We start from the raw sequence: 24,740 nt of genomic DNA on the forward strand, positions 1-24,740 counted from the left end.
CGCTTTAAAAACGAGGCCTGTTCTTTTTAATCAATATTGCAACAAACAGCTTCCTCTGCCAAAGTTTCTGTATGCGCAACGTATTTTCCGGTGTCGGCAATAAACGCACCATCTGCCAATATAGCGTCCTTTGCGTTAAAAATATCAGCTAACCGCACACTGCCTACTACGTAATGATACTGCTTGCAAGAGAAGGTCTCATCGATGGAAATAAAAGGTAGTTCTTGCAACAAGCGCTGCTGATTAAAACGCAGATATACCTGTATCACTTCTTCGTTGTTAAAATCAACTTTTTCTTCTACTAAAGTTTTTTTGTACTCATAACGATAGTCGTAACGGAGGGCAGAAATATCAGAAAATACCGCTGCGCCTGTCGGGTGGCCGCCGGCACCTTTGCCAAAAAAGAATTGCTGGTCCGCGAAGGCTGCCTGTACACTTACGCCATTATACTCATTCTCTACATTGTACAAAAAATCATCGCGCTCTACCAGTTTCGGCAACACGTAAATACTTACTTCGTTATCGTTGCGTTTTTTGGCTACCGGCACCAATTTTAGTTTCTGGCCTTTTTCGCTCACGTATTTCATATCGCTTAGGTGCAGGTTTTGGATACCGATATTTAGCACGTCATCCGGATTGATAAATAAACCGTAAGCATGTGCTGCGGCAATGCAAACCTTAAACTTCGCATCGTAACCGCCAACATCCAAAGTAGGGTCGGTTTCCGCAAAACCTAATTCTTGAGCCTTGCGCAAAGCATCTCCATAAGTTTGGTTTTCGTTAAAAACTTTGGAAAGGATGTAGTTAGAAGAGCCATTAAAAATCCCGCTTACAGCGTAAAGCAGTTCATTGTCATAATATTCTTCTAAATTTCTGATGATGGGGATGCTGCCACAAACCGCTCCTTCATAAAGTAATGCCGTATCGTGCTTGCGTTGCAACTGCACCAATTCTTCCAAATGCAGGGCAATCATTTTTTTATTTGCCGATACCACATTTTTACCGTTTTTAAGCGCATAAGAAACTATTTCGTAAGCTGCCTCGGCATCGTTTATCAATTCGATAACCGTATTAATTTCCGGATCGTTTAAAATTTCCCAGCGGTCTGTGGTAAATAATTCGCTTGGTAAACTGCGTTTTTTGGAAGCGTCTTTAATGGCAATTTTTTTAATTTCTAAATTCAGATGCCTGCTTACCGTAATATCGTACAAACCTTGTCCAACGACGCCAAAGCCGAACAAGCCAATTTTTAATTTTTTACTCATTGGATAATTTCTGATGTTTTGCTTGTCGCCCTCAGCTATCAACAAGGATGGTTGAAGCACGGCAATATGGGGTTTAAAAAAAGCTATCTCTCTAATTCATTCCAGTTAATGGAACAGAGATAGCTTTTTGAAATAAATGTTTGCTATTATTTTATAGCGTCAAACGCCTGTTGGAAATCCGCTTTAATGTCGTCAATATGCTCTAAACCGACAGATACGCGTAAACCTCCTGGAGTTACCCCTGCAGCCGCTTGTTCTGCATCAGACAGTTGCTGGTGGGTGGTTGCTGATGGTTGAATAATCAGAGTTTTAGTGTCGCCAACATTTGCCAAGTGGCTCACTAATTTTAATGAATCTATCACTTTAGTCGCGTTTTCTTTGCCACCTTTAACTTCAAAAGAAAGTACCGCCCCAAAACCATTTTTAAGATATTTTTTAGCTCTTTGGTGCGATGGACTGCTTTCTAAGCCAGGGTAGTTTACGCTTTCTACCTTTGGATGTTGCTCAAGCCATTTTGCCAGTGCAAGCGCGTTATCTACGTGGCGTTGCACACGTAGCGATAACGTTTCTACACCTTGTATCAGCAAAAACGAATTGAACGGCGAAATGGCCGGACCAAAATCTCTTAAACCTTCTACACGGGCACGTATGGCAAATTGGATATTCCCAAATGGACCGTTGGGGCCAAAAACATCATTAAATACCAAACCGTGGTAACCTTCTGACGGCTCGCTAAATTGCTTAAACTTACCGTTGCCCCAGTTGTAATTACCTCCGTCAACGATGATACCGCCTATGCTGTTACCTTGTCCGCCAATCCATTTAGTGGCTGCTTGTACTACAATGTGCGCCCCGTGCTCTAAAGGCCTAAACAAATATCCGGCGGCAGCAAAGGTATTGTCAACAATAAACGGCAAGTCGTATTTTTTGCTGATCGCGGCGAATTTCTCAAAATCTGGAATGCTAAATTTAGGGTTGCCAATGGTTTCTAAATAGATAGCTTTGGTGTTCTCGTCAATTAATTTCTCAAAACTTTCAGGGTTTTCTACATCGGCAAAACGAGCCTCGATGCCTAAGCGTTTGAAAGATACCTTAAACTGGTTGTACGATCCGCCGTAAAGGTTGGACGAGGTAACAAAATTTTCCCCGGCATTCATGATGTTGGTGATGGCCAAAAATTGCGCCGCCTGCCCAGACGAGGTTGCTAAAGCCGCAACGCCGCCCTCTAATGCGGCTATTCTTTTCTCGAATACATCAGTAGTAGGATTCATGATGCGGGTATAAATATTGCCAAATTCTTTTAAAGCAAATAAGTTGGCACCGTGCTCAGAGTTGTTAAAAACAAAAGAGGTGGTTTGATAAATTGGAACTGCTCTTGAACCGGTGGTCGGGTCTGGCACTTGGCCTGCATGTACCTGTAAGGTTTCGAATTTTAAATTTTCTGATGACATTTTATAACAATTTTAAGATTAGATATGGGGACAAATTAGTCAAAATTTTACCGATGCAAGCTCGGTTACTAAAATTGGCGCACAAATATGGTGCGCATGCGCATGGGCATTAAAATAATACATGCACAAAGCACTGCCTTTAGCAAAAATATAAAACCTGAGGGTATGTGTAGTTTTTCCATGTCTTTTAAATTATAGCTCCCTTTACGGGCTAGGTATTGGCACCTTCTCTTTTTTTAAGGGTTGCCAGCGGGTCTCTGAGCCTAATCTCTCGCCGCTTCTTTATAAATCAAGACCTGTTGTGGGAATTGATTTTGACTTTCGCCAAATGATGATGCGAAGATACGTTGTTAAATTCCAGATTTCCAAATTTGATTTCACGAAAGCCTTTTCTAAAACCGGTTTTAGAGCACTAAAATGCCGGTCCGATACCCAACGCGTGGTTTGTTGAAAAAAATGTGGCATTTCTATAACAAAAATCTTTTGCTCAGCTAATTTTTTTATGCCGAAGCCGTACTTTCGCGTATGCAATCTTTCGACATCGACAAAAGCGACATCCAAAAAATAAAACAAGCCTTAGAAGGGCCAGAGGATGAGCTGCAGTTGCTTTTGGAAGATTACCACGCTTCTGAACTTGCAATTTTATTCGAGTCGATACCGCTGGAAGCACAAAAGCGCATTGTACATCTTTTATCGGTAGAAATTGCCTCGCAAGTCATTTCCGAGATGAAAGCAGAAGCCCATCCGGAAGACCTGCTGATTGATTTGCCGTCGGAAAAACGGCAAGAGATTGTTGAAGAACTGGATTATGATGATGCCACGGACATTATCTCGCAACTGGATAAGGAAGACCAGCACGAAATTCTGCAAGATTTAGATAGCGAAGATGCGGTGCATATCCGCAACTTAATGACCTATGCCGAAGATACCGCCGGTGGTTTAATGAACACCGAGGTAATTAAGGTGGACGCGGCAATGACTAAAAAGCAGGCAATTGACCAAATTGTGTTGCAAAGCGAGGAAATTGAGGAGTTTTATACCATTTATGTGGTAGACCATCAAGATGTTTTGCAGGGGATTGTTTCGTTAAAAGACATCATCAAAGCCAAATCCGGCGTAAGCATTGCGCAATTGGTAAACACCAATTTTGTTTATGTAAAAACAGATACCGACCAAGAGCAGGTGGCAGATTTGATTTCGCAGTACAATTTAACCAGCATTCCGGTGGTAGATGTGAACATGAAGTTGATGGGGCGCGTCACCTTTGACGATGTAATTGATGTTTTGGAAGAAGAAAACACCGAAGACATCCTTAAGTTTTCGGGCGTTTCTGAAGATGAGCAATTGAGCGGTAATTGGTGGGATGCGGTAAAATCGCGCTTGCCCTGGCTTATTTTAAACTTGGGCACCGCATTTTTGGCTTCGTCGGTAATCCGCTATTTTGAACCAACCGTTTCAAAGCTGGTAGTTTTGGCGGGCTACATGACTATTATTGCGGGTATGGGCGGTAATGCTGCCACTCAGGCTTTAGCGGTTACCATCAGAAGAATCACTTTAAGTGATTTAACAGATAACCAAGCTTATCGCACTGTTTTAAAAGAACTTACCGTAGGTTTAATTAACGGAGCAGTTAACGGTTTGATCGTTTGTGTATTTGCCTATTTTTATGATGATAATTTGCTTTTGGGTTTGGTAATCTTTATCGCCATGACGGGTAATTTGTTGATTGCCGGGATCACCGGCGCAGGTATTCCCTTGTTTTTAAAACGTGTAGGAGTGGATCCGGCAATTGCCTCTTCCATCATCATCACCACCTTTACAGACGTTTTTGGATTTTTATTTTTATTGGGGCTAGCCTCCAAATTATTACTATAATTGCTTAAATTTTCTAGCGTATAAAACATCCTTACCCGGGATGCACGAATTTAAAATCTCATTATAATGCAAATCAGACACGATTGGACTAAAGAAGAAATTTTGGCAATTTACAATAAGCCGTTTTTGGATTTGGTATATGAAGCGGCAAGCATACACCGCGCAAACAACGATTATTCGGAAGTTCAAATTAGCTCATTGGTATCTATAAAAACCGGTGGTTGCCCAGAAGATTGTTCTTATTGCCCCCAAGCTGCCCGTTACCATACAGATATTGAGGTACAAGCCATGATGAAGGTGGAAGATGTGGTAAGTTTGGCGCAAAAAGCGAAAGACGGCGGTGCTTCCCGTCTGTGCATGGGCGCTGCTTGGCGCGAGGTAAGGGATAACCGCGACTTTGACAAAGTGGTTGACATGGTAAAGGCAGTGAACGAGATGGATATGGAGGTTTGTTGCACTTTGGGGATGTTAAATGCACACCAAGCCCAGCGTTTGGCCGACGCCGGTTTGTACGCCTACAATCATAACTTAGACACGTCTGAAGAAGATTACAACCGCATCATTTCTACCCGTACTTATAATGATCGTTTAGAAACGATAGAGAACGTTCGTAAAGCAAACCTAACGGTGTGCAGCGGCGGTATTATCGGTTTGGGCGAAACCGTGGACGACCGTGTGGCAATGTTGCAGGTACTGGCAAACATGCCTAAACACCCCGAATCGGTGCCGGTAAATGCTTTGGTGCCGGTAAAAGGAACACCTTTGCAGGACCAGCCACGCGTAGAAATTTGGGATATGGTACGTATGATTGCCACCGCCCGGATTATTATGCCTAAAAGCGCGGTGCGTTTATCTGCCGGCCGTAACGAGATGAGTGTTTTAGAACAAGCTTTCTGCTTTATGGCGGGCGCTAATTCTATTTTTGCCGGAGATAAATTGCTGACCACACCTAACCCTGCTTTTTCTGATGACTTAGCGATGTTTGAGTTGTTAGGTTTAAGAACACGCGAAGCGTTTAAAAACGGCAGACCGCAACAAACGCAACCTTTAGCTGCAGCAGAGTAGGAGACAATGCAACTAATTCCTTTTCAAGAACAGCATTTTCAGACGCTTATAAATTGGATTATCGATGAGGAGACGATGCTACGTTTTGCAGGTATCGCCTTTGATTATCCGCTTACGCGCGAACAGTTGACAGATTATATCTCGAAACATCCGGAACGCTTAATCTATCTTTTTGTGGATGGTGATTTAACGCCTGTCGGCTATGGAGAAATTATTCCGCAGGATGATTTTTCGGCACGTTTAGGCCACCTCATCATCGGCGAAAGCCAAAAACGTGGAAAAGGATTGGGGCAGCAACTGATTAGCCTGCTTAACCAAAAAGCCTTAGATCATCTGCAGATTGAGAGGATGGATTTGTACCTTTTGGGCGGAAACAAGCCAGCAGAAAAATGCTACCTAAAATACGGATTCCGCTTTGTGGAAAATGATTTTCAGATATCGCACAACAATAAAAGTTACGATATTTTGAAGATGAGCTTAAATTTAAAATAAATTAACGCCTCAGCTAACAGCCTTGGCCTTAAATGTAAAATATGAACCCTAAACAGTTGGTTGGCGAAGAAGCTGCCAAATATGTAAAAAACGGAATGGTGATAGGCTTAGGAACCGGATCTACCGCGTTTTTTGCCATACAAAAAATTGGTGAACTGGTTAAAAACGGATTGCAGATTAAGGGCGTACCTACCTCTAAAGCTACTGAAGAGCTGGCAAAATCTTTAAACATTCCATTGCTCGCTATTGAAGATGTGAAACGCATTGACGTTACCATTGACGGTGCAGATGAGTTTGACCCGCAGAAAAACCTAATTAAAGGTGGCGGCGCTGCTTTGTTGCGAGAAAAGATTATCGCCTCGGTAACAGATTTTTATGTAATTATTGCGGATGCTGCTAAAGGTTCTGAAGTTTTAGGAAGTTTTGCCGTGCCTGTAGAAATTACGCCTTTTGCCAAAGAAATTACCATGGCGCAGTTAAAAGCTTTAGGTTGCCAGCCTGTTTTACGCGTAAAAGACGGGCAGGCGGTAGTCACCGACAACCAAAATTACATTGCCGATTGCAAATTTGAGCGGATTGATGAACCCGCAAAGTTAGCCGCAAAAATGAATGCCATCCCAGGCGTGGTGGAAAACGGTATTTTTGCAGGTATGGCCAATGTGGTCATCAGCGAAGACGGAAACGGTGGCTTGCTAAGTTTGTAAACCATTTTAGAAATAAGAAACGGGCTTTTTAGCCCGTTTTTTTATTATACCCATTTCTTAAAAGCTCAATTTTCCTGCTCAATTAACCGAAAATCGGAAGACATACGTTCGCCTACCATGCGGTTTAACAAGGGTTTTTCTAGGCGAAATTCGCGGTATTCATCTGGACTCATGATAGGGATGCCAGAAACAATTGGATAAACCCGCTTGCAACTTTGGCAGTTTAAAATGCCTTCTAAGATGTTGCCATCCAAATCTTGCCCGATAATTTCTAGGTTTAAATCTCCCTTATCAAAGGGGCAGCATAATTTATTAAAGGTGGTTGTTTTCATTTTCGTAAATGTTAAGTTTATTTTGATAGTTCTTTAAAGCTTGATTTGGGTGTTTCGCTTCCATGATGCCAGACACTACCGCAATGCCATCGTAGTTTAAGTTGTTTAAACTTTCTAAGTTTTCGGGCTTAATTCCGCCGGCTAAAAACAAAGGCATTTTAAACATATTTTGTGCTTTTATAACAGTTTCTGGATTTACCAGTTCGCAACTTGTAGCTGTTGATGACGGAAACATCGAACAAAAAGAGATGTAATCCAGCAAGTTTTCATCCGCCCATTTTGCAGTTTCTAAATCGTTATTACAGGTAATGCCAACAATAATATCTTTGCCAATGGCGGTTTTTAGCTGTTTATAGTTTTTGGGGATTTCATCTAAATGGATGCCATCTAAATTGCATTGCGCCAATAAATCCCAACGGTTATTTATTAAAACGGGGGTTGTGCTGCCCGCAAAAAGATCGGCAATGGCATTTACAATTGTTACGGCATCGTCGTTTGGGTTAAAGCAATCCCAAATTTGCAAAGCAGCTAAATTTTCTATGCGTATGCTTTCCAACTTTGTAAGCATTACATTTAAATCCATAGAAGGCGAAACCACCAGATAAACGCCGTTGTTTATTTTTTTCTTAAGTTCCATCATTTCCATCCGCTATTTAATGCGTTAAAAAAAGCCGCCCAGTAGGGGTCGGTGCTTAAATAAGGCATGTCGACTTTTTGCTCTTGTTTGCACAGTTTAACGCCAAATGCTTTAGGCTTAAACTCGCCAACTTTGGTACAGGCAATGTTTTCTTTCGCCAAGCGCTCGACCACCGTGGCGGATGTTCCTTTTTTACAAGCTATAATCATCGCCCCAGCGCCTATACAAAAGCGAGGGTTCAAATCAAAAACCGCACAAACTTTCTCTTGCACTTGGTTTATGGGTAACTTTTGATCAAAAACTAAAGCACCCAAATTTGAAGCAGTTGCCATTTCATATATCGCACCTAAAACGCCGCCCTCGGTCACGTCGTGCATGGCGCTAACATCTGTGTATTCGCGTGCGTCACCTACGGCCGCTAAAGCATCTTTAAGCGATGAAGTGTGGTAGAAAGATTCGCCAGCCAGATTCTGAATTTCTGTGCCTGCTTTATTTTTGACCGTTTGCGGAAAGCTTAAAGCTAAAATAGCCGCAGATGATATTGCGCAAGATTTGGTCACTAAAATTTCATCGTCTGTTTGTGCCATGTTTGCCGTTAATAACTGATTCTTAGGGGCTACGGTTATAAAAGTTCCGCCACCGGCAATAGTAGAGTTTTGACCTTCAATAAAACCGGTGTGTCCGCCTGTAATACTCGTTTTCATTGAAACACAGTATTGATGGATGTAACTCCAATAGCTGTCAAAATCTTGCTGGCTAAGGCTAGGGGGCAGGTTGAGAACAAACTGCGCATACATTGGCGCAAAACCTGTTGTAGCCATATCATTGGCCATTAAATGCACAGATAACCAGGCCGATTCTTGCATGCCTAAAGACGGAATTAGCGAAAGCGGATCGCTGGTTAAAGCCATAGAAAGGTTATTATGCAAATCTACCACGGCAACATCAAGTCCGAATTGCGGACCTTGCGCCAGCTCATCTCTGCGGTAACCACAACGGCCGGCAATCAAACCATCAAAAAAGTGGTGCCCAATTTTCCCAGATAATTTATACATGGGGCTAGTCTTTTAATTCGATATATAAACCAAAGAAATCGCCGAAAGGCAAGCTCCATTGCTGCACCGGGAACCATTTTGGCAAACCCGTACAGGTCCAGCGTACGCTGTATTGACGCCCCTCCAAAGCCGTATCAATAATTTCTATAAGTTTTTTAGGCGAGTAAAATGTTGCGGTGAGGTAAAAAGGGTTTTTACCAAATAGCTCCTGCATCCGGCGACGCGCCACTTTGGGCGAGTAGCGGTTCATCATGCCCATAGCAATCCCATGCTTAGCTACCCGCGCTGCTTCGCGGATTACCTTTACCGGATCTTTATAATACTCAAAGGTGGTGATGAAGGCCAAGGCATCAAAAGTGTTGTCTTTAAACGGCATGTGGTGCGAGTCGGCCATTACCAAATCTCCTTTAAAGAGGTGGCGCGCCTGTGATAACATTAATGGAGAAATGTCGCCACCGCTGGCTTCAATGCCTATTTGTTCCCACCATCGCGTAAAGCGTCCGGTGCCACAGCCAAATTCCAATAGCGTCTTTACACGGCTATCTGCTGAAACCAGCTGTTCCATTACTTTTTTTTGCCAAACTTCGGCGCGTTTGTAACGGCCTTCGTACCATTGCTCGTAGGTGTCGGTATGTTCCCGGTTAAAAAACCACTCGGGCCGGCCTTGCCAATTTTGTTGTTCTAGGGGAATTAAATCGGTAGAAAATTTTTGTAGTTCCATCTCTTTTGTTTTAAAACAAAAGCTCCGGATAGGCATATACCAATAACGGAGCTTGAAATGGCTACTTTCAATTGCATCCCTACGTTGGCATTATCCAAATCAGGTATCGGGTGTAAATCTCAGCCTTGCGGGCACCCCGTGCTTTTGTTCAACAAATATGGTCAATTGTTTTGACTATCGGTGCATGTTTTAATTTTTAGAAGTTTATGCTTGCAATGCCCCGAGTGTGCTAACGTCTATCTCCATCATTTTATCACCAATAAAGGCATCACTCTATCGCGCAATAGCATATCATTGGTGGTGCTGCCTACAAACAGCTTGGTTAAATTGTTGGCGCCTTTTGCAGAGATGATCATCATATCAAATGATCCTTTTCCTGCTTCTTCTTCAATTACTTCAACGGTAGAGGATTCTTCTTTATCTACAAATTTGAATTTGATGTAGCGCGGTAGCTCGTATTTTTTAATAAACTGTTGCATTCGGGTGTCCAGGTGCAGTTTAGTACGGTCTAATGCTTGCTCAAAATCAATATAAGGAAAGAAAAAAGAGGGGATGCCGTAAACATGCAGTGCCTCAATTCCACCGTCGAAATTTTCGACTAAACTGCGCGCGGCGTCAAAAGAACGGGCAGATGCGGTACTAAAATCTGTGGGCACCAAAACTTTGTGCAAACGGTTTTGGGTGGTTTCTGGCACCAACAATAAACTACAATCCAACATCCGCACTAATTTTTGCGTTAAAATACCTGTTCCTTGTATTTCACTTTTATTGCCTGCCATTACCGCATCAACCTCATATTGCTCGGCCAGCTCAGTCAGCACGCTTTCTGTATAATTGTCAGACGTGGTCAAGAGCTCATAGTTGCAGGATCCGGTAAAATGTGCTTTGATATTCCTGTTTAGTTCGCGCTCTACAATACCTTCAATGGTAATGCCTTCTTTCAATAAATCTTCGTATAAGTTATGCAGTGCAGAGCGCTTTACGTTGTGTACGAAGTAGAGTTTTTTTATGGGCCATTTGCTGCACAAAAAGCTGATGTACCGCAAAAGCACGGCATCCATCTCGGTTAAATCCAGCGCCAGTAAAACGCTCAGCTCTTTATTCATTTTAATCTTAGTGTTCATTCTTTATAGGTTTGATGTATCGTCTGCTTTTTGTTCTTCGCTGTTTGTCTGATTTTTTCGCTCTTCGCGCTCTTTTTCTACCAGTTGCAAAATGTGTTTACGGTAAGTTTCTTTTTCGAGCAACATTTTCTTCCGCTCACTACGCTGGTGATCTTCTTTAAGTCCGGACAGTAAAGAAAAACACATCATCACCAATAAAATGGCAAAAGGCAAACCAGAAATAGTTACGGCCGTTTGCAAAGCGTTTAAGCCTCCGCCATACATCAGCACGGCTGCAATAATACCGGTAGCGGCAGCCCATATTACCCGCTGAAACGGAGGGGTTTTTAACTTTCCGCCAGATGTGATACTGTCCATTACCAATGCGCCAGAGTCTGCCGAAGTAATGATGAAGCTACAAAGCACCAAGCCTAAAATTTTAAGGACTATGGCCAGTGGGAACTTATCAAAAAAGACATATAGCGCGGTAGAGATATTGTCTTGAACGGCAGCAATCATCGCGGTATCGCCTAGCAAAATATCTTTCATGGTAGTGCCGCCAAAGGCAGAAAACCACAAGAAAGTAACTAACGCTGGTAAAATTAATACGCAAAGCATAAATTCTTTGATCGTTCTTCCGCGCGAGATGCGGGCGATAAAGGTTCCTACAAAGGGCGACCAAGAAATCCACCAGCCCCAGTACATAATGGTGCGGATTTTTTGCCATTCGCTATTGCGCAGCGACTCTGTCCAGGTAGACATTTCGATAAAATGGGTAAGGTAACTGCCAATGTTTTGGATGTAAGATTTTAAGATAAAAGTAGTTGGACCTAATACCAAAACCAACACAAAAATACTGATAGCCACCCTTACGTTTAATATGCTGAGGATTTTTACCCCTTTGTTTAGTCCGCTAAAAGCGGATAGGGTAGCAGCTAAAGTAATTACGGCGATAATGACGATTTGATAAAACAGTGTGCTAGACGTGCCGAAAATATGTGTAAAACCCGAGTTGATTTGCCCTACACCAAAACCGATGGTAGTGGCCAAACCAAAAAGCGTGGTAATTACGGCCATAATGTCTATCACATTGCCAAACCAGCCATAAATTTTGTTACCCATGATAGGATAAAAGGCCGAACGTAGTGTTAAAGGCATTTTGCGGTTATAAGTAAAATAGGCTAACGATAAACCAACCAATGAGTAAATTGCCCAGCCGTGAATACCATGATGTAAAAAAGAGAAGTTAATGGCTTCTTGTGCAATTTCGGCAGGATTTTGCCCCGCTAAACGTGGCGGATCTAAAAAATCCCGAACAGGATCTGCGATGCTGAAAAGCACGAGTCCATTGCCTATGCCAGCACTAAAAAGCATCGCAAACCAAGCCCAAAGGCTAAATTCGGGCTCTGCCTTTTCGCCCCCGATACGTATCTCGCCGAACTTCCCAAACGCCAAATACAAACAAAAGATGATGAAGATATTTACCGCTAAGGTGTAAATCCAGCCTCCGTGCCCCGAGACGTAGCTTTGTGCTATCGCAAAATAGTAATCTGCCTGATTGTGGAATGCTAAGGTAAGTGTCACGCTTAACAGTATAACTGCCACGGCTGACAAGAATACCGTTTTGTTGACCACCATCCCGAGAAATTTTTTGCCTGTTTTGTTGTTGAGTGTGTTTATTTGCATATGCTATATTTTGTTTAACAAATAATCCTCAAAATGCTGAAACGCAGTTATTAGTGAGAGGATTAACCTAAAATCTGAAAAACACTCAAATGCGGTAATTATAAAAACCTGAGCTGGAATTTTAGGGTTAAAGATGTTTTGGAAAACAGCTAAGCAACAAACAACATACCGTTTACACTAACACAACTAAACAATTTGAAATAACGCGGTATAAATGGTTTATCCTTTATAGCGCAAATACATTAATGGACATCATAATCTTTTTTATCGTAGCAGTTTTTTATATTTATGGTGTAAGTCGTTGTTTTTAACTGGGGCTACCCCTCCTTCAAAAATCGTTCCCGTAAAATAGTAAGTCCGCTGTAAGTCCGCCCTAAGTCCGCAGAAAGCCCGCCGTAAGACTGATTAGAGTAGGGCTAAAGGATACTTGAGGTTAGGTTGTTAGTTAGTTAGTTAGTTAGTTAGTTAGTTAGTTAGTTAGACAACGATGATTCCTTATTCCACATAACCTTTTTGCGCTTTAAAGTAGGCAAAATTGAAAATGAAAACCGCAATTACGATTAAAGAAAAGCCAATAATTTGGGCGGTATTTATAGCTTCGTTATAGTAAAGTACAGCAAGTAAAAAGCTGATTACTGGGTTTAGGTATAAGAGCGTACCAACTACAGAAGATGATAGTTTTTTTAATGCGTAAATATTGAGGAACAGGGGTATAATGGTATAAAAAACAGCAATTACTAAAATGAGAACATGAAAAACGGGTGTTTTTTCTGTGGGCTGCTCCATCAAAAGAAAAGCGGGAATTAGGAAGATTGCGCCTGCGGTAATGTGGATGGTTAAGGTGAAGAAACGATCAACATCAAACTTGTTTTTTTGAAGCACCAGATAAATTGCATAAGAAAGTGCGATTACCATGCTGTAAAACAAATCAATAAAATGCCCATACGCTAATATCAGGCAACTTACTAAGCTTAAGAAAACGGCAAACCATTGCCCTTTATTTAGCTTTTCTTTCAAAAAAACCGCGGCTAAAAACGTAGTGAGAATGGGGCAAATTAAATAAGCTAAAGAGGTGGCGTTAACGCTTATCGCATTCATTACGTAAATGAATAAGAACCAATTAAGACTGAGGGTTAGCGCACTCATTAATAAGTTCAATATCCAACTGAGTAGCTCGGGCCTTGGCATTTGTTTAATTTTGGCAATGCTTTCAAAAGTTTGCTTTCTTCTAAAAAGTAGGCTGGCTAAAATAATGCAAACGGTTGCGTAGCTAACGCGATAAATTAAAATATCTATGGAGGGGAACGCGCTTAAAGGCTTTAGCACCAAAGCAAATGTACCCCAAATGGCAAAACCTGTGATTGCGGATAGATAATATTTCATAAAGTTTCATCATCCCGAAAATTCCTTTTTTAAACCCGAGAATTTAGCGCAGGAAAATATAAAGCCAAACGGCTGGCGAAATTACAGAAAAGAACTTAACATGCCTTTAGCACTGGGCATTTAAACATTCCTATCGCGTCAAATTCAATCTTTTTTGTTTTACTTCTTGTTCCTCAGTTCACGCTTGTTGTTGTTCCTGGAGCGGTTTTTTCTCAATCGTTCTTGTATATAGTGCTCTCGGCTTAACGCAATCTCTTTGCGCACAGGTTCGTAGCTGTTCAAATACGTCGTTAATTTTGGAGTTGGACTAAAAGTTAGGCGAGCTATTTTAGGGATGTTAGGGATTATCTCAAGTTTAGGATTGCAACCAAGATCCGTCAGCAAAGATTGTAATGCTTGCATTTTAGATGCGGAATTACCCATCCTGATAACATATTGCTTATTTTCTATCGATCCAAACCGAATAAAAGCGCCAGCGATAAAAGCTAGTTTGGCTTGTTCATTTTTAAAAATAGCTGCCTTTAGTGTTCCTTCTAATATAGGTTCGCCTTGCGGGGTGAAATCTGTACTTTTTTGAAAATTATAATAACTGTTAAGCTTTTGCGCTATGGCTCGGATTTCAAGGTGTTGCCTTCCCATTTTATTCGCTGATAAACACTTTGTGGATAGGTGACTTTAACTATTGAATCAATAGCTGCAATTAAAATAGCGTCTGATCCATGGTACTGTTCTATCTGGTTTTTGTACCTCGGATCTAAACGTCTGCCCATGTAATCGTCTAGCGTTCCTAAAATGAAAAATTCGTTCGTATAATTTTTAGGTTGTGTACAGGCGCTGCATATCAAAGTAAGCCACAAAAAGAAATGAAAGCAGGTTTTCATAAAATTGGCTTAGAAGGTAAATATATCAGTTTTCCGTTTTTCTGCATCTACTCCACAAAAAGTTGCAGTCCTCATTTCCGCCTCCTATTTTTTAATCCGCTAATGGTATGATGATTGTAATGCATTGATAAAAACATACCGATGATTACAGACAAAATTGAAGAAGTGACGCAGTCTTTAGAAGACACGCTGCTGCAAGAAGATATTTTTACCAATATCAGTAAAACCGAACGTATTTTATCAATGGCTAGCGGAAGCTACATCTTTTTAAAAGGCGTAAGTAATATATTTTCGAGTCCGCTTTTAGCCACCACCGAGCTGATTTTAGGTTTCGGCTTATTGCAACGAGGGGTAACCGGTCATTGCCCAGTTACAGAACGATTGGAAAACAGCAAGTTGGGTTCCACGTCTGTTGTTGTGGTAGAGAGGTAACGGGGAGAGGAGTTCATTAGTCATTAGTCAATTAGTTCTGGCATAATTAATTAGTTCATTAGTTATTAGTCATTAATTCATTGGTGAGGAGTTCATTAATTTTAATGAACTCCTTATCTTGATACTCACACTCACTACTCACACTCACCGCCCATCACCGCTCGGAGCATTTCGCGTTTGCGGGCTGCGCCGGGCGCTTTTTCAACTTGTAAACCCAAAGCTTTCATGGTGCGTTTTAAGTTGCCGGTGATAGCGTAGGTTACAAAAACACCGCCGGGCTTCAAAAATGACACTACCTTCTTAATAAAATCTTCTTCCCACAGCTCTGGCTGATGGTTGGAGGCAAAGGCATCGAAATAAATGACATCAAACTTTTGTACAGTTTGATAAACTTTGGCATCGCCTTTTACAATGCTGAGCTTTACAAAATCTGTGATAGATTGAAGTTGGGTTAAGCTATCCTCATAATTAGCAACAAAGCTTTTCCACAAATTAGCAGAAACCAAGTTTTTGTATCCCGTTTCTTCTAATAAAGCTTTAGAAAGCGGATAGGCTTCTAAACCTACATAACTCAATTTAAGTTCCTTCGCCTGGCAATAATCTGCACTCAGCAAAAAATTAAGTCCTGTGCCAAAGCCTACTTCCAGCACGCTAGCACTATCCACATTTTTATCTGCCAAATAGTAGCGTAGGCCCGAGTTTAAAAAAACGTGCTCACTTTCTTGCAATGCACCGTGTTTGCTATGGTAATTTTCGCCGACAAAAGGATTGTAAATGGTTTTAGAGCCGTCGGCGGTGCTTACTATTTGTAATGCGCTATTATCTTGATCCATTAATCACAAAACTTTGGTGCCGTGGCTAACCCACTGCGCCCACTTTTTATCATAAATGTGTATTTCACTGGTTTGTACGCCATTGCTTTTATAAACAGGATTATGTTGGTTAACCCATTCAAAAATACCACCGTATAGGTTGTACACATTAGCGTAACCGTTTTTTAACAACTTTTCACCAATTTTTTCGCTTCTGTAGCCAATGCTACAATAAACTACAATGGTGGCGTTTTTGGGGATGTCCATTACTTTGCGCATATCAAACCAGATATAACCCACATTTCTGGCGCTTTTTAAATGGCTCACCTCAAACTCATTATCTTCCCTTGTATCTAAAACATACACGTTTTTTAGTTGTTTAAGCGAATCAACCGAGATTAAAGGCACATTGTGCTGGTATAAATTGTCAAGCATCTCCTGGTAATCCGCGTTCTTTATCTGCGCGGTGGCGATAGTTGAGCTTAAGACCAAGAATGCTACGATAATATTTTTTAGCATGTTTTTTTAACGGACAGATACGGTGCTTTGTTATTGCAAGCAAAATATTTTGCGGGCAACCAAAGGCTAATATATAAAAAGCCCCAAAACTGGGGCACAAAAGAACATAAAAAAAGGCGGTTTTTAATCCGCCTTTTTTGTTTACCAAATTCTAATCCGGTTTTCCGGAGCTACGTATAATTTATCGCCCGGTTTAACATCAAAAGCTTTGTACCAAGCATCCATATTTACCAGTGGACCAACAGAGCGGTATTCGCTGGGCGAGTGCGGATCGACAATAATCAGCTGCGCTGCAGTTTCTGGGCGGATGTTCATCCTCCAAACTTGTGCCCATGATAAAAAGAAACGCTGATCTGGCGTAAAGCCGTCAATTTTCTCATTAGATTGACCTTGCTTCGTCATCTTAAAGGCTTCATAAGCTACATTTAAGCCACCTAAATCGCCAATGTTTTCGCCCAAAGTAAGTTTTCCGTTCACGTGCACGGTATCTAAAACCGTATATCCATCAAACTGTTCGGCCAACTTTTCTGTGCGTGTTTTAAAATTCTTCAGGTCCTCAGCAGTCCACCAGTTGCGCAAAGTGCCATCTTTGTCATATTGGCTTCCTTCATCATCAAAACCGTGCGACATCTCGTGTCCGATTACTGCGCCTATGCCTCCGTAATTAATGGCATCGTCTGCTTTGGGGTCAAAAAACGGAAAATGTAAAATGCCGGCCGGAAAAACAATCTCGTTCAAAACCGGGTTGTAGTAAGCATTTACCGTAGGCGGTGTCATTCCCCATTCGGTTTTGTCTACCGGCTTGCCCAATTTGCTAATCATCTTGTTATAAGCCCAGGCGCCCGCATTTCTTAGGTTTTGAAAGTAGGTGTTGCGGTTAATTTGCAAACCTTCATAGTTTTCCCATTTATCCGGATAGCCGATTTTTGGCGTAAAAGCGTGTAATTTATCCAATGCTTTTTGTTTGGTAGAGTCGCTCATCCAATCTTGCTTGTTAATGCGGATTTCGAAAGCTTTAGAAAGGTTGCTCACCAGTTCTTGCATTCTGGCTTTAGCTTCTGGCTTAAAATATTCTTTCACATACAACTGCCCCAAAAGTTCGCCTATTACAGCATCTGTAGTGCCCGACATGCGTTCCCAACGGGGTTTTTGCACTTTTTGCCCACTTAGCACTTTGCCAAATTCAAAGCTTGCGTTTACAAAAGGCGAGCTTAAACTGTTGGCAGCCCGTTTTAGGATGTTCCATTTAAGATAAACCTTCCAGTTTTCTACCGGTACATCTTGCAAAAGTTTAGCAGCGGTTGTAAAAAATGCCGGATTATCCACAATCAGAGAATCTTCTTCGGTAACTTTCATTTCTGCCATTAACTTTTTCCAATCTAAACCGGGCGTTTGCTTGCTAAAATCAGTTAAGCTAAACTTATTATAAGTTTTGTAAGGATCGCGCATCTCTACACGGCTATATTGTGCCTGCGCTAATTGTCTTTCGATATCAAAAACTGTTTTCGCATTTTTCTCTGCCGTTAACTGTGGCGTGGCGATTAAAGTAAAAAGCTTAACGATATATTGCTGATAAGCCTCGCGGGCTTTTAAAGAGCGCGCGTCATCTTTCAGATAATAATCTCTATCCGGCAAGGTGATACCACCCTGGCTCAAGATAGCGGCCATTACTTCGGGATGTTTACTGTCTTGATCTACATAAAAATCAAACAAAGGCGAGGCGCTTCCGTTGGTTCTTAAGCTGGCAATTGCTGTTTTTACGCCCTCTAAATTTTTTATGATGTCAATTTTTGCTAAATCAGGTTTTATCGGGCTGTAACCTAGTTTTTCGATGGTTAAGCTATCCATACCTGCGCCGTAAAAATCGCCCACACGTTTTTCTAATGATCCGGACTTAGCGTTTTTATTGGCAGCAGCTTGGGTTAACAAGCTGCGTACCGCATTCACGTTAAAATCGTGCAAAACGTTAAAGCTTCCCCAACGTACCTCTTTCGCCGGGATCGGATTGTTTTTTAGCCATAAGCCATTGGCGTATTCGTAAAAATTATCGCCTGGCTTTACGCTTAAATCCATATTAGCCACGTTGATAAATTTATCCGGACTTGGCGATTTGCTGCTTTGGGCAGATAAATTGCCGACGCTGGCCACAGCAATTAAGCCCAAAAACAGGCTATTAGATGTAAATTTGTTCATGTGTGTTGTGTAATTGATGCATGAAGATACGTACTGAACGGCGCCACCTTCAAAAAATCGACAGTATTGTTACTTTTCTTAACGGATGACCGTATATGTTAACATTGGAATTAAAGCCCAATAATTTGCTGATAAACCCTATTTTTGCGTTCCGAAAAAATATTTAGCTTAAGATGAGTACGTCGAAGACATATAGCCCCCAAGAATTTGAGAGTAAATGGTACCAGTATTGGATGGAGAACGATTTTTTTAAATCGGTGCCAGACGAAAGGGAACCTTATACCATCGTTATCCCGCCGCCAAATGTAACCGGCGTTTTACACATGGGGCATATGCTTAACAATACCATTCAGGATGTTTTAATCCGTAAAGCACGCATGAGCGGTAAAAACGCCTGTTGGGTGCCGGGAACGGACCACGCATCCATTGCTACAGAGGCTAAAGTGGTAGCCATGCTAAAAGAGCAAGGCATCAGCAAAAAAGATATTAGCCGTGCCGAATTTTTAAAGCACGCTTACGAATGGAAAGATAAATACGGCGGAATTATTTTAGAGCAACTGAAAAAACTGGGCGCTTCATGCGATTGGGACCGTACAGCTTTCACGATGGATCCGGCCATGTCCGAGGCGGTTATTGATACTTTTATCCACTTACACAAAAAAGGCTTGATTTACCGCGGTGTGCGGATGGTAAACTGGGATCCGAAAGGTTTAACAGCCGTTTCTGATGAAGAGGTAATCCGTAAAGAAGTAAACCAGAAGTTGTATTATATCAAGTATCAAGTAGCAAGTATCAAGTCTCAAGACGGCGGTCCGCAGTCTAAGTCTCAAATCTCAAATCTCACCTCTGAATACTTAACCATAGCTACCACACGGCCAGAAACCATTATGGCAGATGCGGCGATTTGCATTAACCCAAATGACGAGCGCTATTTGCACCTTCATGGCAAAAGCGTATTTATCCCTTTAATTAACCGCGAAATTCCGGTGATTTTAGACGAATACGTAACCATGGATTTTGGTACAGGCTGTTTAAAGGTAACTCCAGCACATGACTTAAACGATTATGAGCTGGGCCAGAAGCATCAGCTAGAGGTGATAGATATTTTAAATGACGACGGCACTTTAAACGAGAAAGCACAGATTTTGGTAGGAGAGGAGCGTTTTGTTGCACGTAAAAAAATTGCCAAGTTATTAGATGAAGCCGGACATTTAGAAAAAGTTGAAGATTACAAATCGCAAATAGGTTTTTCTGAACGTACCGATGCCGCTATTGAACCCAAACTTTCTATGCAGTGGTTTTGCAAAATGGAAGAAATGGCTGGTCCGGCTTTAGATTATGTGAATAATGGCGATATCAAGCTGATTCCTGATAAATTTATCAACACCTATCGTCACTGGATGGAGAATGTGAAAGACTGGTGTATATCGCGCCAGTTGTGGTGGGGACAGCAAATTCCGGCTTGGTATGCGCCAAACGGAGCGGTAGTGGTAGCTAAAACTGCCGAGGAAGCACTTGCCGAATTTAAAGCTCAAAATTCGAAATTCGAGGATTTAAGTGTTTCTGATTTGCGCCAAGATGAAGACGTGGTTGACACCTGGTTTTCATCATGGCTGTGGCCAATATCTGTTTTTGACCCTACGGTTTGCGGAAACCCGGAAGCAAAAGGCAATGCAGATATCAACTATTATTATCCTACCAATGACTTGGTAACCGCGCCCGAAATTCTGTTTTTCTGGGTAGCAAGAATGATTATGGCCGGGCACGAGTTCCGTAATGATGTCCCTTTTAAAAATGTTTATCTCACAGGAATTGTACGTGATAAGCTAGGCCGTAAAATGTCAAAATCTTTGGGAAACTCGCCAGATCCTTTAGATTTAATTGCGAAATACGGCGCGGATGGCGTACGTGTGGGCATGTTGCTTTGCTCGCCCGCCGGTAACGACATTATGTTTGACGAAACATCGTGCGAGCAAGGACGAAACTTTGGAAACAAAATTTGGAACGCATTTAAGCTGATAAAAGGCTGGGGCGATCTTACACCAACTATTTCTGAAGAAAATAATACAAATGCAGTTGCCATTGCATGGTTCGAATCTCGTTTTAACGAAGCTTTAGCAGAGATTGAAGCTAACTTTAACTCGTACCGCTTATCAGAAGCGTTAATGGCAACTTATAAACTGGTATGGGACGATTTCTGCGCTTGGTACTTAGAGATGGTAAAGCCCGCTTACCAAAGTCCGATTGATAAAAAAACGTACGAAGCCAGCTTAGGCTTTTTTCAAAACATTTTGAAGATTTTGCATCCGTTTATGCCTTTCCTCACCGAAGAGCTGTGGCACGACGAAGTTTTTGGGCATCGCAACACTAAAGATTGCTGCATTGTAGCGCAAAGACCGCAAGTAGGCAACATCGATCAAAAAATATTGAAAGAAATTGACGCGGTAAAACAAGTGGTTTCAGAGTTGAGAAACATCCGCAACAGCAAGCAGATTTCGCCAAAAGAAGCACTTTCCTTATCAGTAAAAAGCAACTCGGATATTGATTATTTAGCCTTTAAAGGGATTATTGCTAAACTAGCCAATATAAACGAGCTGAGTAAAACCGAAGAAAAATTAAGCGGTGCAGCCAGTTTTATGGCAGGCCGAGACGAGTTTTTTGTGCCTTTGGAAGGCAGTATTGATTTAGAAGCAGAAAAAGAAAGCATCCAGAAAGACATCCAATATCTGGAAGGCTTCCTGAAATCTGTTAATGCAAAGCTATCTAACGAAAAGTTTGTGCAAAATGCCAAGCCCGAGGTGGTGGCTAATGAGCAAAATAAAAAGGCTGATGCCGAAGCCAAAATTAAAATTTTGCAAGCGTCTTTGGTCGCTTTAGGCTAAACAAAAAACAGGCCTCTGCAAAAGCAGGGTGCCTGTTTTTAAGGTTAATCAAAGGTTTGTTCTTATAAATCTAAAGCAGTTATTTCTGCTTGTACGGTTGCTTCTGTACTTTCTGTTAAGCTTAAGCTTTCATTCATATCTGCGGTAATGGTTATATCTTTTTTGGCAAAGTAGTATTTGCCGTCTTTGATAGAAAAAGCAATCAGCTTACCCACAGAACCGATAGGCATAGAGTTATCGTAGCTTTTTACTTTGTTGGCACCGTCTGGCGTGTAAATTTGCGCTACCACGTTGTCTCCTGTCGCACAGAAAAACACAAAAGTTTCTCCGCTAAACCCTCTAAACGTAGCCATTGTGCCAGGGTTGTTTAACACGGTAACACGCACGGTAGTTTTTGGCGCACTGCTATTGTAAAAAATATCGCAGTTTACCCAGCCCAGTTTACCAAAATCAAAAACAAAATCGTCTTCTACCGCTTTAACATCGCGCTGTTGGTTTTGGCCGGCAGCATCGCCCGGCGCTGCCCACGCAAACTGATTGTTATCCGCCACGTTTTCTACACCTTCCCAAATTTGGGTAAACGGCTGCCCTTTGGCCGGAATTTTAATTGTTAGGGGCTTTTGTAGCATGCGGTCAACACTCTTACCGTCTACTTTTGCATCAACAAAAATAAAACCCTGCGAAATAAGCGGACTGCCAGAAATATGGTTGGTGTTGGTGCCGCTTAAAATAATGGCACTGCGCGTTAGCATTTCATAGGCCTCAATGGTTACATCGCCGGTAACTGCATGGCCGTCCATCGTAAATGAGTTTGGCTGTATGGTAATTCGCGTTCCGTTAGCTAAACTCAGGGTTTTTGGCAGTTCACTGGTTTTAACGCTAAAGGTTTGTTTCGGCGAACCTAGTTTTTCGGTAAAGTCTTTGGCGTTTTTCACGCTTGATACCGGCCTTGTTCTTTCTTTTTTACAAGCAGTAAATCCTATTACCGCTACTAAAAGGGCTGTTGCAAAATTTAACTTTTTCATGTTTTTCTGTTTTTAGGAAGCCGGAGCCTCGGGTTTGTAAATTGTGTTAGTATAAAATTTGGATCAATAAAAAAAGGCTTAATGCCATGATCAGGTTAATCAGTAGGTGAATAATTCTTTTTTCTGCGGTGTTCATAATGCTTTTCTTTATTGTTTCTGTAGCTATATCAAGCGGGCTAAAAAATTGTTACCCCTTGCTTCTATATTTTTTTCAGAAATTTTTAAAAACAGCAGGCACACTTAAATTTTTATATTAGCGCTACCAATGGCAGCCAATAAAATACATAGCGATCAGTTTTATATAGATGGGCTGCTGGCCAACGACAGCCGGATTATCAAGCAGATTTACGATAAGTTTTCTGCCAAAGTAAAACGTTACATCTGCAACAACAGCGGAGACGAGGACGATGCCGGAGATATTTTTCAAGAATGTTTGATTGATTTGTATAACCAAGCCAAGTATAAATCGCTAAAATTAACCTGCCCTTTTGAACCGTTCTTTTTATTGCTGTGCAAGCGCAAGTGGCTAAACCAGCTCAAGAAAAAATCGGTAATACCGGTAACAAAAAACGATGACGGTTTATTAAATATCGGTGAGGATGTTTTCAGTCAGGCTGATGAATTAGAAGAAGAAGAGCGCCAGTCGGCACTGTACCTCAAGATGTTTGATAAATTATCCGAACGCTGCCGCGAGATTATAAAGCTGGCACTTTCAGACGAACATCAAGAGAAAATTGCAGCGCAATTGGGTGTAAGCTACGGCTACCTTCGTAAAAAGAAATCAGAATGTTTAGCGTCTTTAATCCAAATGATAAAAATGGAGGAGAACAAAAGCAATGGATAAGTTTTCGGAAAAAGACATCGTAAATTACGTGGACGGCGAAATGGACAGCGCCGAGCGCAATACTTTTGAAGCCCAATTGCTTCATAATCAAGAATTGCAAAAAGAAGTGGCCTTATACCGAAATATCAAAGCTACTTTACAAAGCCACGTTGCAGATAACAGGGCAGATGCGCAGTTTAAAAACCATCTGGCATCCCTAAACAAGCAGTACTTCAACAAACAGGAGCGCGCATCTGCGAAAATGCGCAGTTTGCCGTGGAACAAGTTGTGGTATGTTGCCGCAATTTTAGTAGTTGGCTTATTAGTTTGGGCGCCGTGGAACAAAAATTTGTACCAGCAATATTCCAATACGCAGATGGTTTCTTTTGCAGAACGTGGCGCAAATGACCGTAGCGAACTACAAAAAGCTACCGATGCTTTTAATTCTGGCGATTTTAAAAAAGCCAAAGAAATCTTGATGCCTTTATTAAACAATGATCAACAGAACGATGTTTTAAGGTATTATTTAGGCATAAGCCAGGTAGAAACTAACGAAGTTAAAATTGGGCGCATCAACCTTAGTAAAGTGGCTTTGGGCTATTCTCTGTTAAAATACGATGCTACATTTTACGTGGCATTAAGCTACCTGAAAGAGAAAAACGAAAGCGCTTGTAAAGAATGGCTGCACAAAATCCCATCAAGCGCCAGCAATTATAATAAAGCACAGGAACTTTTAAAAAAGCTGAATTGAACGCTTAACTAGCCGATTACGCATCTTTTTTGAAAACTGGAACCGATTTTAAATATAAGTTTCGGTCAGTTTTTTTGCTAAAAGAACTGGCAACAATCCGGCTCCCGAAAATTTATTGCCTCAACCTGCGTTTATATCCAAAATAAGCTTATTTTAGGTAAGCCATTTTACACACCTAATTGCTAGTAAACATGAAAAAATTAATTTTTTTGGCCATTGTGCTTTTTACAAGCATGGCTTCTTTTGCCCAGTCTGCCGATGCCATTGTTGGCAAATGGTTAAATAAAGACGGAGACGCTCACATCCAGATATACAAAAGCGGGAATCGCTACAACGGTAAACTGGTGTGGCTTAAGAATCCTAATAACGAAAACGGAAAGGCAAAAACCGACATTAATAATCCGGATGCGAACTTACGAGGGCGCGCGTTGCTTGGGCTGGAGCTGTTGAGGGGTTTTACCTACAACGATGGCACATGGGAAGACGGAACCATTTACGACCCAAAGTCGGGCAAAACTTACAGCTGTAAAATGAGCTTAAAAAGCAAAGATGCGCTGAACGTTAGAGGCTACATTGGTATTTCTTTAATTGGCCGTACCGATGTTTGGACGCGTGTAAAATAGCCAGCTCATTAAACTTTTTACCGTTTGTAA

At 41.5% G+C, this 24,740-nt stretch carries 25 protein-coding genes and 2 riboswitches; of the genes, 9 read left to right on the forward strand and 16 right to left on the reverse strand.

Annotated features, from left to right (window positions below; genetic code table 11):
* Positions 1–26 precede the first annotated feature (26 nt).
* Positions 27–1,265, reverse strand: coding sequence for a homoserine dehydrogenase (locus BCY91_RS12850; RefSeq protein ID WP_120182546.1), 1,239 nt, complete (start codon positions 1,263–1,265; stop codon positions 27–29).
* Positions 1,266–1,411: 146 nt separating this feature from the next.
* Positions 1,412–2,716, reverse strand: a complete 1,305-nt coding sequence (locus tag BCY91_RS12855) for an O-acetylhomoserine aminocarboxypropyltransferase/cysteine synthase family protein (RefSeq protein ID WP_120182449.1) — start codon at positions 2,714–2,716, stop codon at positions 1,412–1,414.
* A 189-nt stretch (positions 2,717–2,905) separates the two neighbouring features.
* Positions 2,906–3,007, reverse strand: a riboswitch (SAM riboswitch).
* A 234-nt stretch (positions 3,008–3,241) separates the two neighbouring features.
* Here BCY91_RS12855 and mgtE point away from each other — a divergent pair.
* The 4 genes from mgtE to rpiA all read left to right on the forward strand — a co-directional run bounded on the left by mgtE (position 3,242) and on the right by rpiA (position 6,852).
* Complete coding sequence (mgtE, locus tag BCY91_RS12865; protein ID WP_120182451.1) at positions 3,242–4,591, forward strand: magnesium transporter; 1,350 nt, start codon at positions 3,242–3,244, stop codon at positions 4,589–4,591.
* 66 nt (positions 4,592–4,657) lie between these two features.
* Entirely contained in the window at positions 4,658–5,656 is a 999-nt protein-coding gene (gene bioB / locus BCY91_RS12870; RefSeq protein WP_394341557.1) for a biotin synthase BioB, read from the forward strand.
* A gap of 6 nt (positions 5,657–5,662) precedes the next feature.
* Positions 5,663–6,148 carry a GNAT family N-acetyltransferase gene (locus BCY91_RS12875; RefSeq protein ID WP_120182453.1) on the forward strand — a complete coding sequence of 162 codons (486 nt, stop codon included), beginning with the start codon at positions 5,663–5,665 and terminating at the stop codon, positions 6,146–6,148.
* Positions 6,149–6,189: 41 nt separating this feature from the next.
* The gene (gene rpiA / locus BCY91_RS12880; protein ID WP_120182454.1) at positions 6,190–6,852 is read left to right on the forward strand and encodes a ribose-5-phosphate isomerase RpiA; all 663 of its coding nucleotides are present in this window, start codon (positions 6,190–6,192) and stop codon (positions 6,850–6,852) included.
* Between the two features lie 65 nt (positions 6,853–6,917).
* On the opposite strand, the gene BCY91_RS12885 is transcribed toward rpiA, so the two are convergent.
* From BCY91_RS12885 to BCY91_RS12925, 9 genes are all read right to left on the reverse strand, one after another.
* Positions 6,918–7,184 (reverse strand): Trm112 family protein, encoded by a 267-nt coding sequence (locus BCY91_RS12885; protein WP_120182455.1) that lies wholly within the window; start codon positions 7,182–7,184, stop codon positions 6,918–6,920.
* Complete coding sequence (locus tag BCY91_RS12890) at positions 7,165–7,824, reverse strand: thiamine phosphate synthase (RefSeq protein ID WP_220699480.1); 660 nt, start codon at positions 7,822–7,824, stop codon at positions 7,165–7,167. Before BCY91_RS12890 ends, BCY91_RS12885 begins: the two co-directional genes overlap by 20 nt.
* Complete coding sequence (locus BCY91_RS12895; RefSeq protein ID WP_120182456.1) at positions 7,821–8,876, reverse strand: AIR synthase-related protein; 1,056 nt, start codon at positions 8,874–8,876, stop codon at positions 7,821–7,823. Before BCY91_RS12895 ends, BCY91_RS12890 begins: the two co-directional genes overlap by 4 nt.
* Before the next feature lie 4 nt (positions 8,877–8,880).
* Positions 8,881–9,597 carry a class I SAM-dependent methyltransferase gene (locus BCY91_RS12900; protein ID WP_120182548.1) on the reverse strand — a complete coding sequence of 239 codons (717 nt, stop codon included), beginning with the start codon at positions 9,595–9,597 and terminating at the stop codon, positions 8,881–8,883.
* A gap of 59 nt (positions 9,598–9,656) precedes the next feature.
* A riboswitch (TPP riboswitch) is annotated at positions 9,657–9,746 on the reverse strand.
* Positions 9,747–9,842: 96 nt separating this feature from the next.
* The gene (locus BCY91_RS12905; protein WP_120182457.1) at positions 9,843–10,721 is read right to left on the reverse strand and encodes a universal stress protein; all 879 of its coding nucleotides are present in this window, start codon (positions 10,719–10,721) and stop codon (positions 9,843–9,845) included.
* A gap of 3 nt (positions 10,722–10,724) precedes the next feature.
* A complete protein-coding gene (locus tag BCY91_RS12910) occupies positions 10,725–12,386 on the reverse strand; it encodes a BCCT family transporter (protein ID WP_120182458.1) in 1,662 nt (553 codons plus the stop codon).
* A 495-nt stretch (positions 12,387–12,881) separates the two neighbouring features.
* Complete coding sequence (locus BCY91_RS12915) at positions 12,882–13,769, reverse strand: EamA family transporter (protein ID WP_120182459.1); 888 nt, start codon at positions 13,767–13,769, stop codon at positions 12,882–12,884.
* 159 nt (positions 13,770–13,928) lie between these two features.
* Positions 13,929–14,408, reverse strand: a complete 480-nt coding sequence (locus BCY91_RS12920) for a hypothetical protein (RefSeq protein WP_120182460.1) — start codon at positions 14,406–14,408, stop codon at positions 13,929–13,931.
* Complete coding sequence (locus BCY91_RS12925; RefSeq protein WP_120182461.1) at positions 14,375–14,650, reverse strand: hypothetical protein; 276 nt, start codon at positions 14,648–14,650, stop codon at positions 14,375–14,377. The genes BCY91_RS12920 and BCY91_RS12925 overlap by 34 nt, the downstream gene beginning before the upstream one ends.
* 141 nt (positions 14,651–14,791) lie before the next feature.
* Here BCY91_RS12925 and BCY91_RS12930 point away from each other — a divergent pair, with 141 nt between their 5' ends.
* The gene (locus BCY91_RS12930) at positions 14,792–15,082 is read left to right on the forward strand and encodes a YgaP family membrane protein (protein ID WP_120182462.1); all 291 of its coding nucleotides are present in this window, start codon (positions 14,792–14,794) and stop codon (positions 15,080–15,082) included.
* Between the two features lie 134 nt (positions 15,083–15,216).
* Here BCY91_RS12930 and mnmD read toward each other — a convergent pair whose 3' ends face one another.
* The 4 genes from mnmD to BCY91_RS12945 are packed head-to-tail and all read right to left on the reverse strand — an operon-like array spanning position 15,217 to position 18,606.
* Positions 15,217–15,915 carry a tRNA (5-methylaminomethyl-2-thiouridine)(34)-methyltransferase MnmD gene (gene mnmD, locus BCY91_RS12935; RefSeq protein WP_120182463.1) on the reverse strand — a complete coding sequence of 233 codons (699 nt, stop codon included), beginning with the start codon at positions 15,913–15,915 and terminating at the stop codon, positions 15,217–15,219.
* Positions 15,916–15,918: 3 nt separating this feature from the next.
* Positions 15,919–16,329, reverse strand: a complete 411-nt coding sequence (locus BCY91_RS12940) for a rhodanese-like domain-containing protein (protein ID WP_245989133.1) — start codon at positions 16,327–16,329, stop codon at positions 15,919–15,921.
* Positions 16,322–16,561 carry a hypothetical protein gene (locus tag BCY91_RS17650; RefSeq protein WP_182995389.1) on the reverse strand — a complete coding sequence of 80 codons (240 nt, stop codon included), beginning with the start codon at positions 16,559–16,561 and terminating at the stop codon, positions 16,322–16,324. The genes BCY91_RS12940 and BCY91_RS17650 overlap by 8 nt, the downstream gene beginning before the upstream one ends.
* Positions 16,555–18,606 (reverse strand): M13 family metallopeptidase, encoded by a 2,052-nt coding sequence (locus BCY91_RS12945; RefSeq protein WP_120182465.1) that lies wholly within the window; start codon positions 18,604–18,606, stop codon positions 16,555–16,557. The genes BCY91_RS17650 and BCY91_RS12945 overlap by 7 nt, the downstream gene beginning before the upstream one ends.
* A 173-nt stretch (positions 18,607–18,779) precedes the next feature.
* Between BCY91_RS12945 and BCY91_RS12950 the strand changes: the two genes are divergently transcribed.
* The gene (locus BCY91_RS12950) at positions 18,780–21,488 is read left to right on the forward strand and encodes a valine--tRNA ligase (protein ID WP_120182466.1); all 2,709 of its coding nucleotides are present in this window, start codon (positions 18,780–18,782) and stop codon (positions 21,486–21,488) included.
* Between the two features lie 62 nt (positions 21,489–21,550).
* On the opposite strand, the gene BCY91_RS12955 is transcribed toward BCY91_RS12950, so the two are convergent.
* On the reverse strand, positions 21,551–22,513 hold the full coding sequence (locus BCY91_RS12955; protein ID WP_120182467.1) for a hypothetical protein: 963 nt from the start codon (positions 22,511–22,513) through the stop codon (positions 21,551–21,553).
* A gap of 265 nt (positions 22,514–22,778) precedes the next feature.
* Between BCY91_RS12955 and BCY91_RS12960 the strand changes: the two genes are divergently transcribed.
* The 3 genes from BCY91_RS12960 to BCY91_RS12970 all read left to right on the forward strand — a co-directional run bounded on the left by BCY91_RS12960 (position 22,779) and on the right by BCY91_RS12970 (position 24,710).
* A complete protein-coding gene (locus tag BCY91_RS12960; protein ID WP_120182468.1) occupies positions 22,779–23,357 on the forward strand; it encodes an RNA polymerase sigma factor in 579 nt (192 codons plus the stop codon).
* Positions 23,350–24,087, forward strand: coding sequence for an anti-sigma factor (locus BCY91_RS12965; protein ID WP_120182469.1), 738 nt, complete (start codon positions 23,350–23,352; stop codon positions 24,085–24,087). Before BCY91_RS12960 ends, BCY91_RS12965 begins: the two co-directional genes overlap by 8 nt.
* A gap of 191 nt (positions 24,088–24,278) precedes the next feature.
* Positions 24,279–24,710: a DUF2147 domain-containing protein gene (locus tag BCY91_RS12970; protein ID WP_120182470.1), complete on the forward strand. Its 432-nt coding sequence runs from the start codon at positions 24,279–24,281 to the stop codon at positions 24,708–24,710.
* The last annotated feature ends 30 nt before the right edge of the window (positions 24,711–24,740 follow it).

Origin of the sequence: Pelobium manganitolerans (assembly GCF_003609575.1) — a bacterium.
GTDB classification, from domain to species: Bacteria; Bacteroidota; Bacteroidia; order Sphingobacteriales; family Sphingobacteriaceae; genus Pseudopedobacter; species Pseudopedobacter manganitolerans.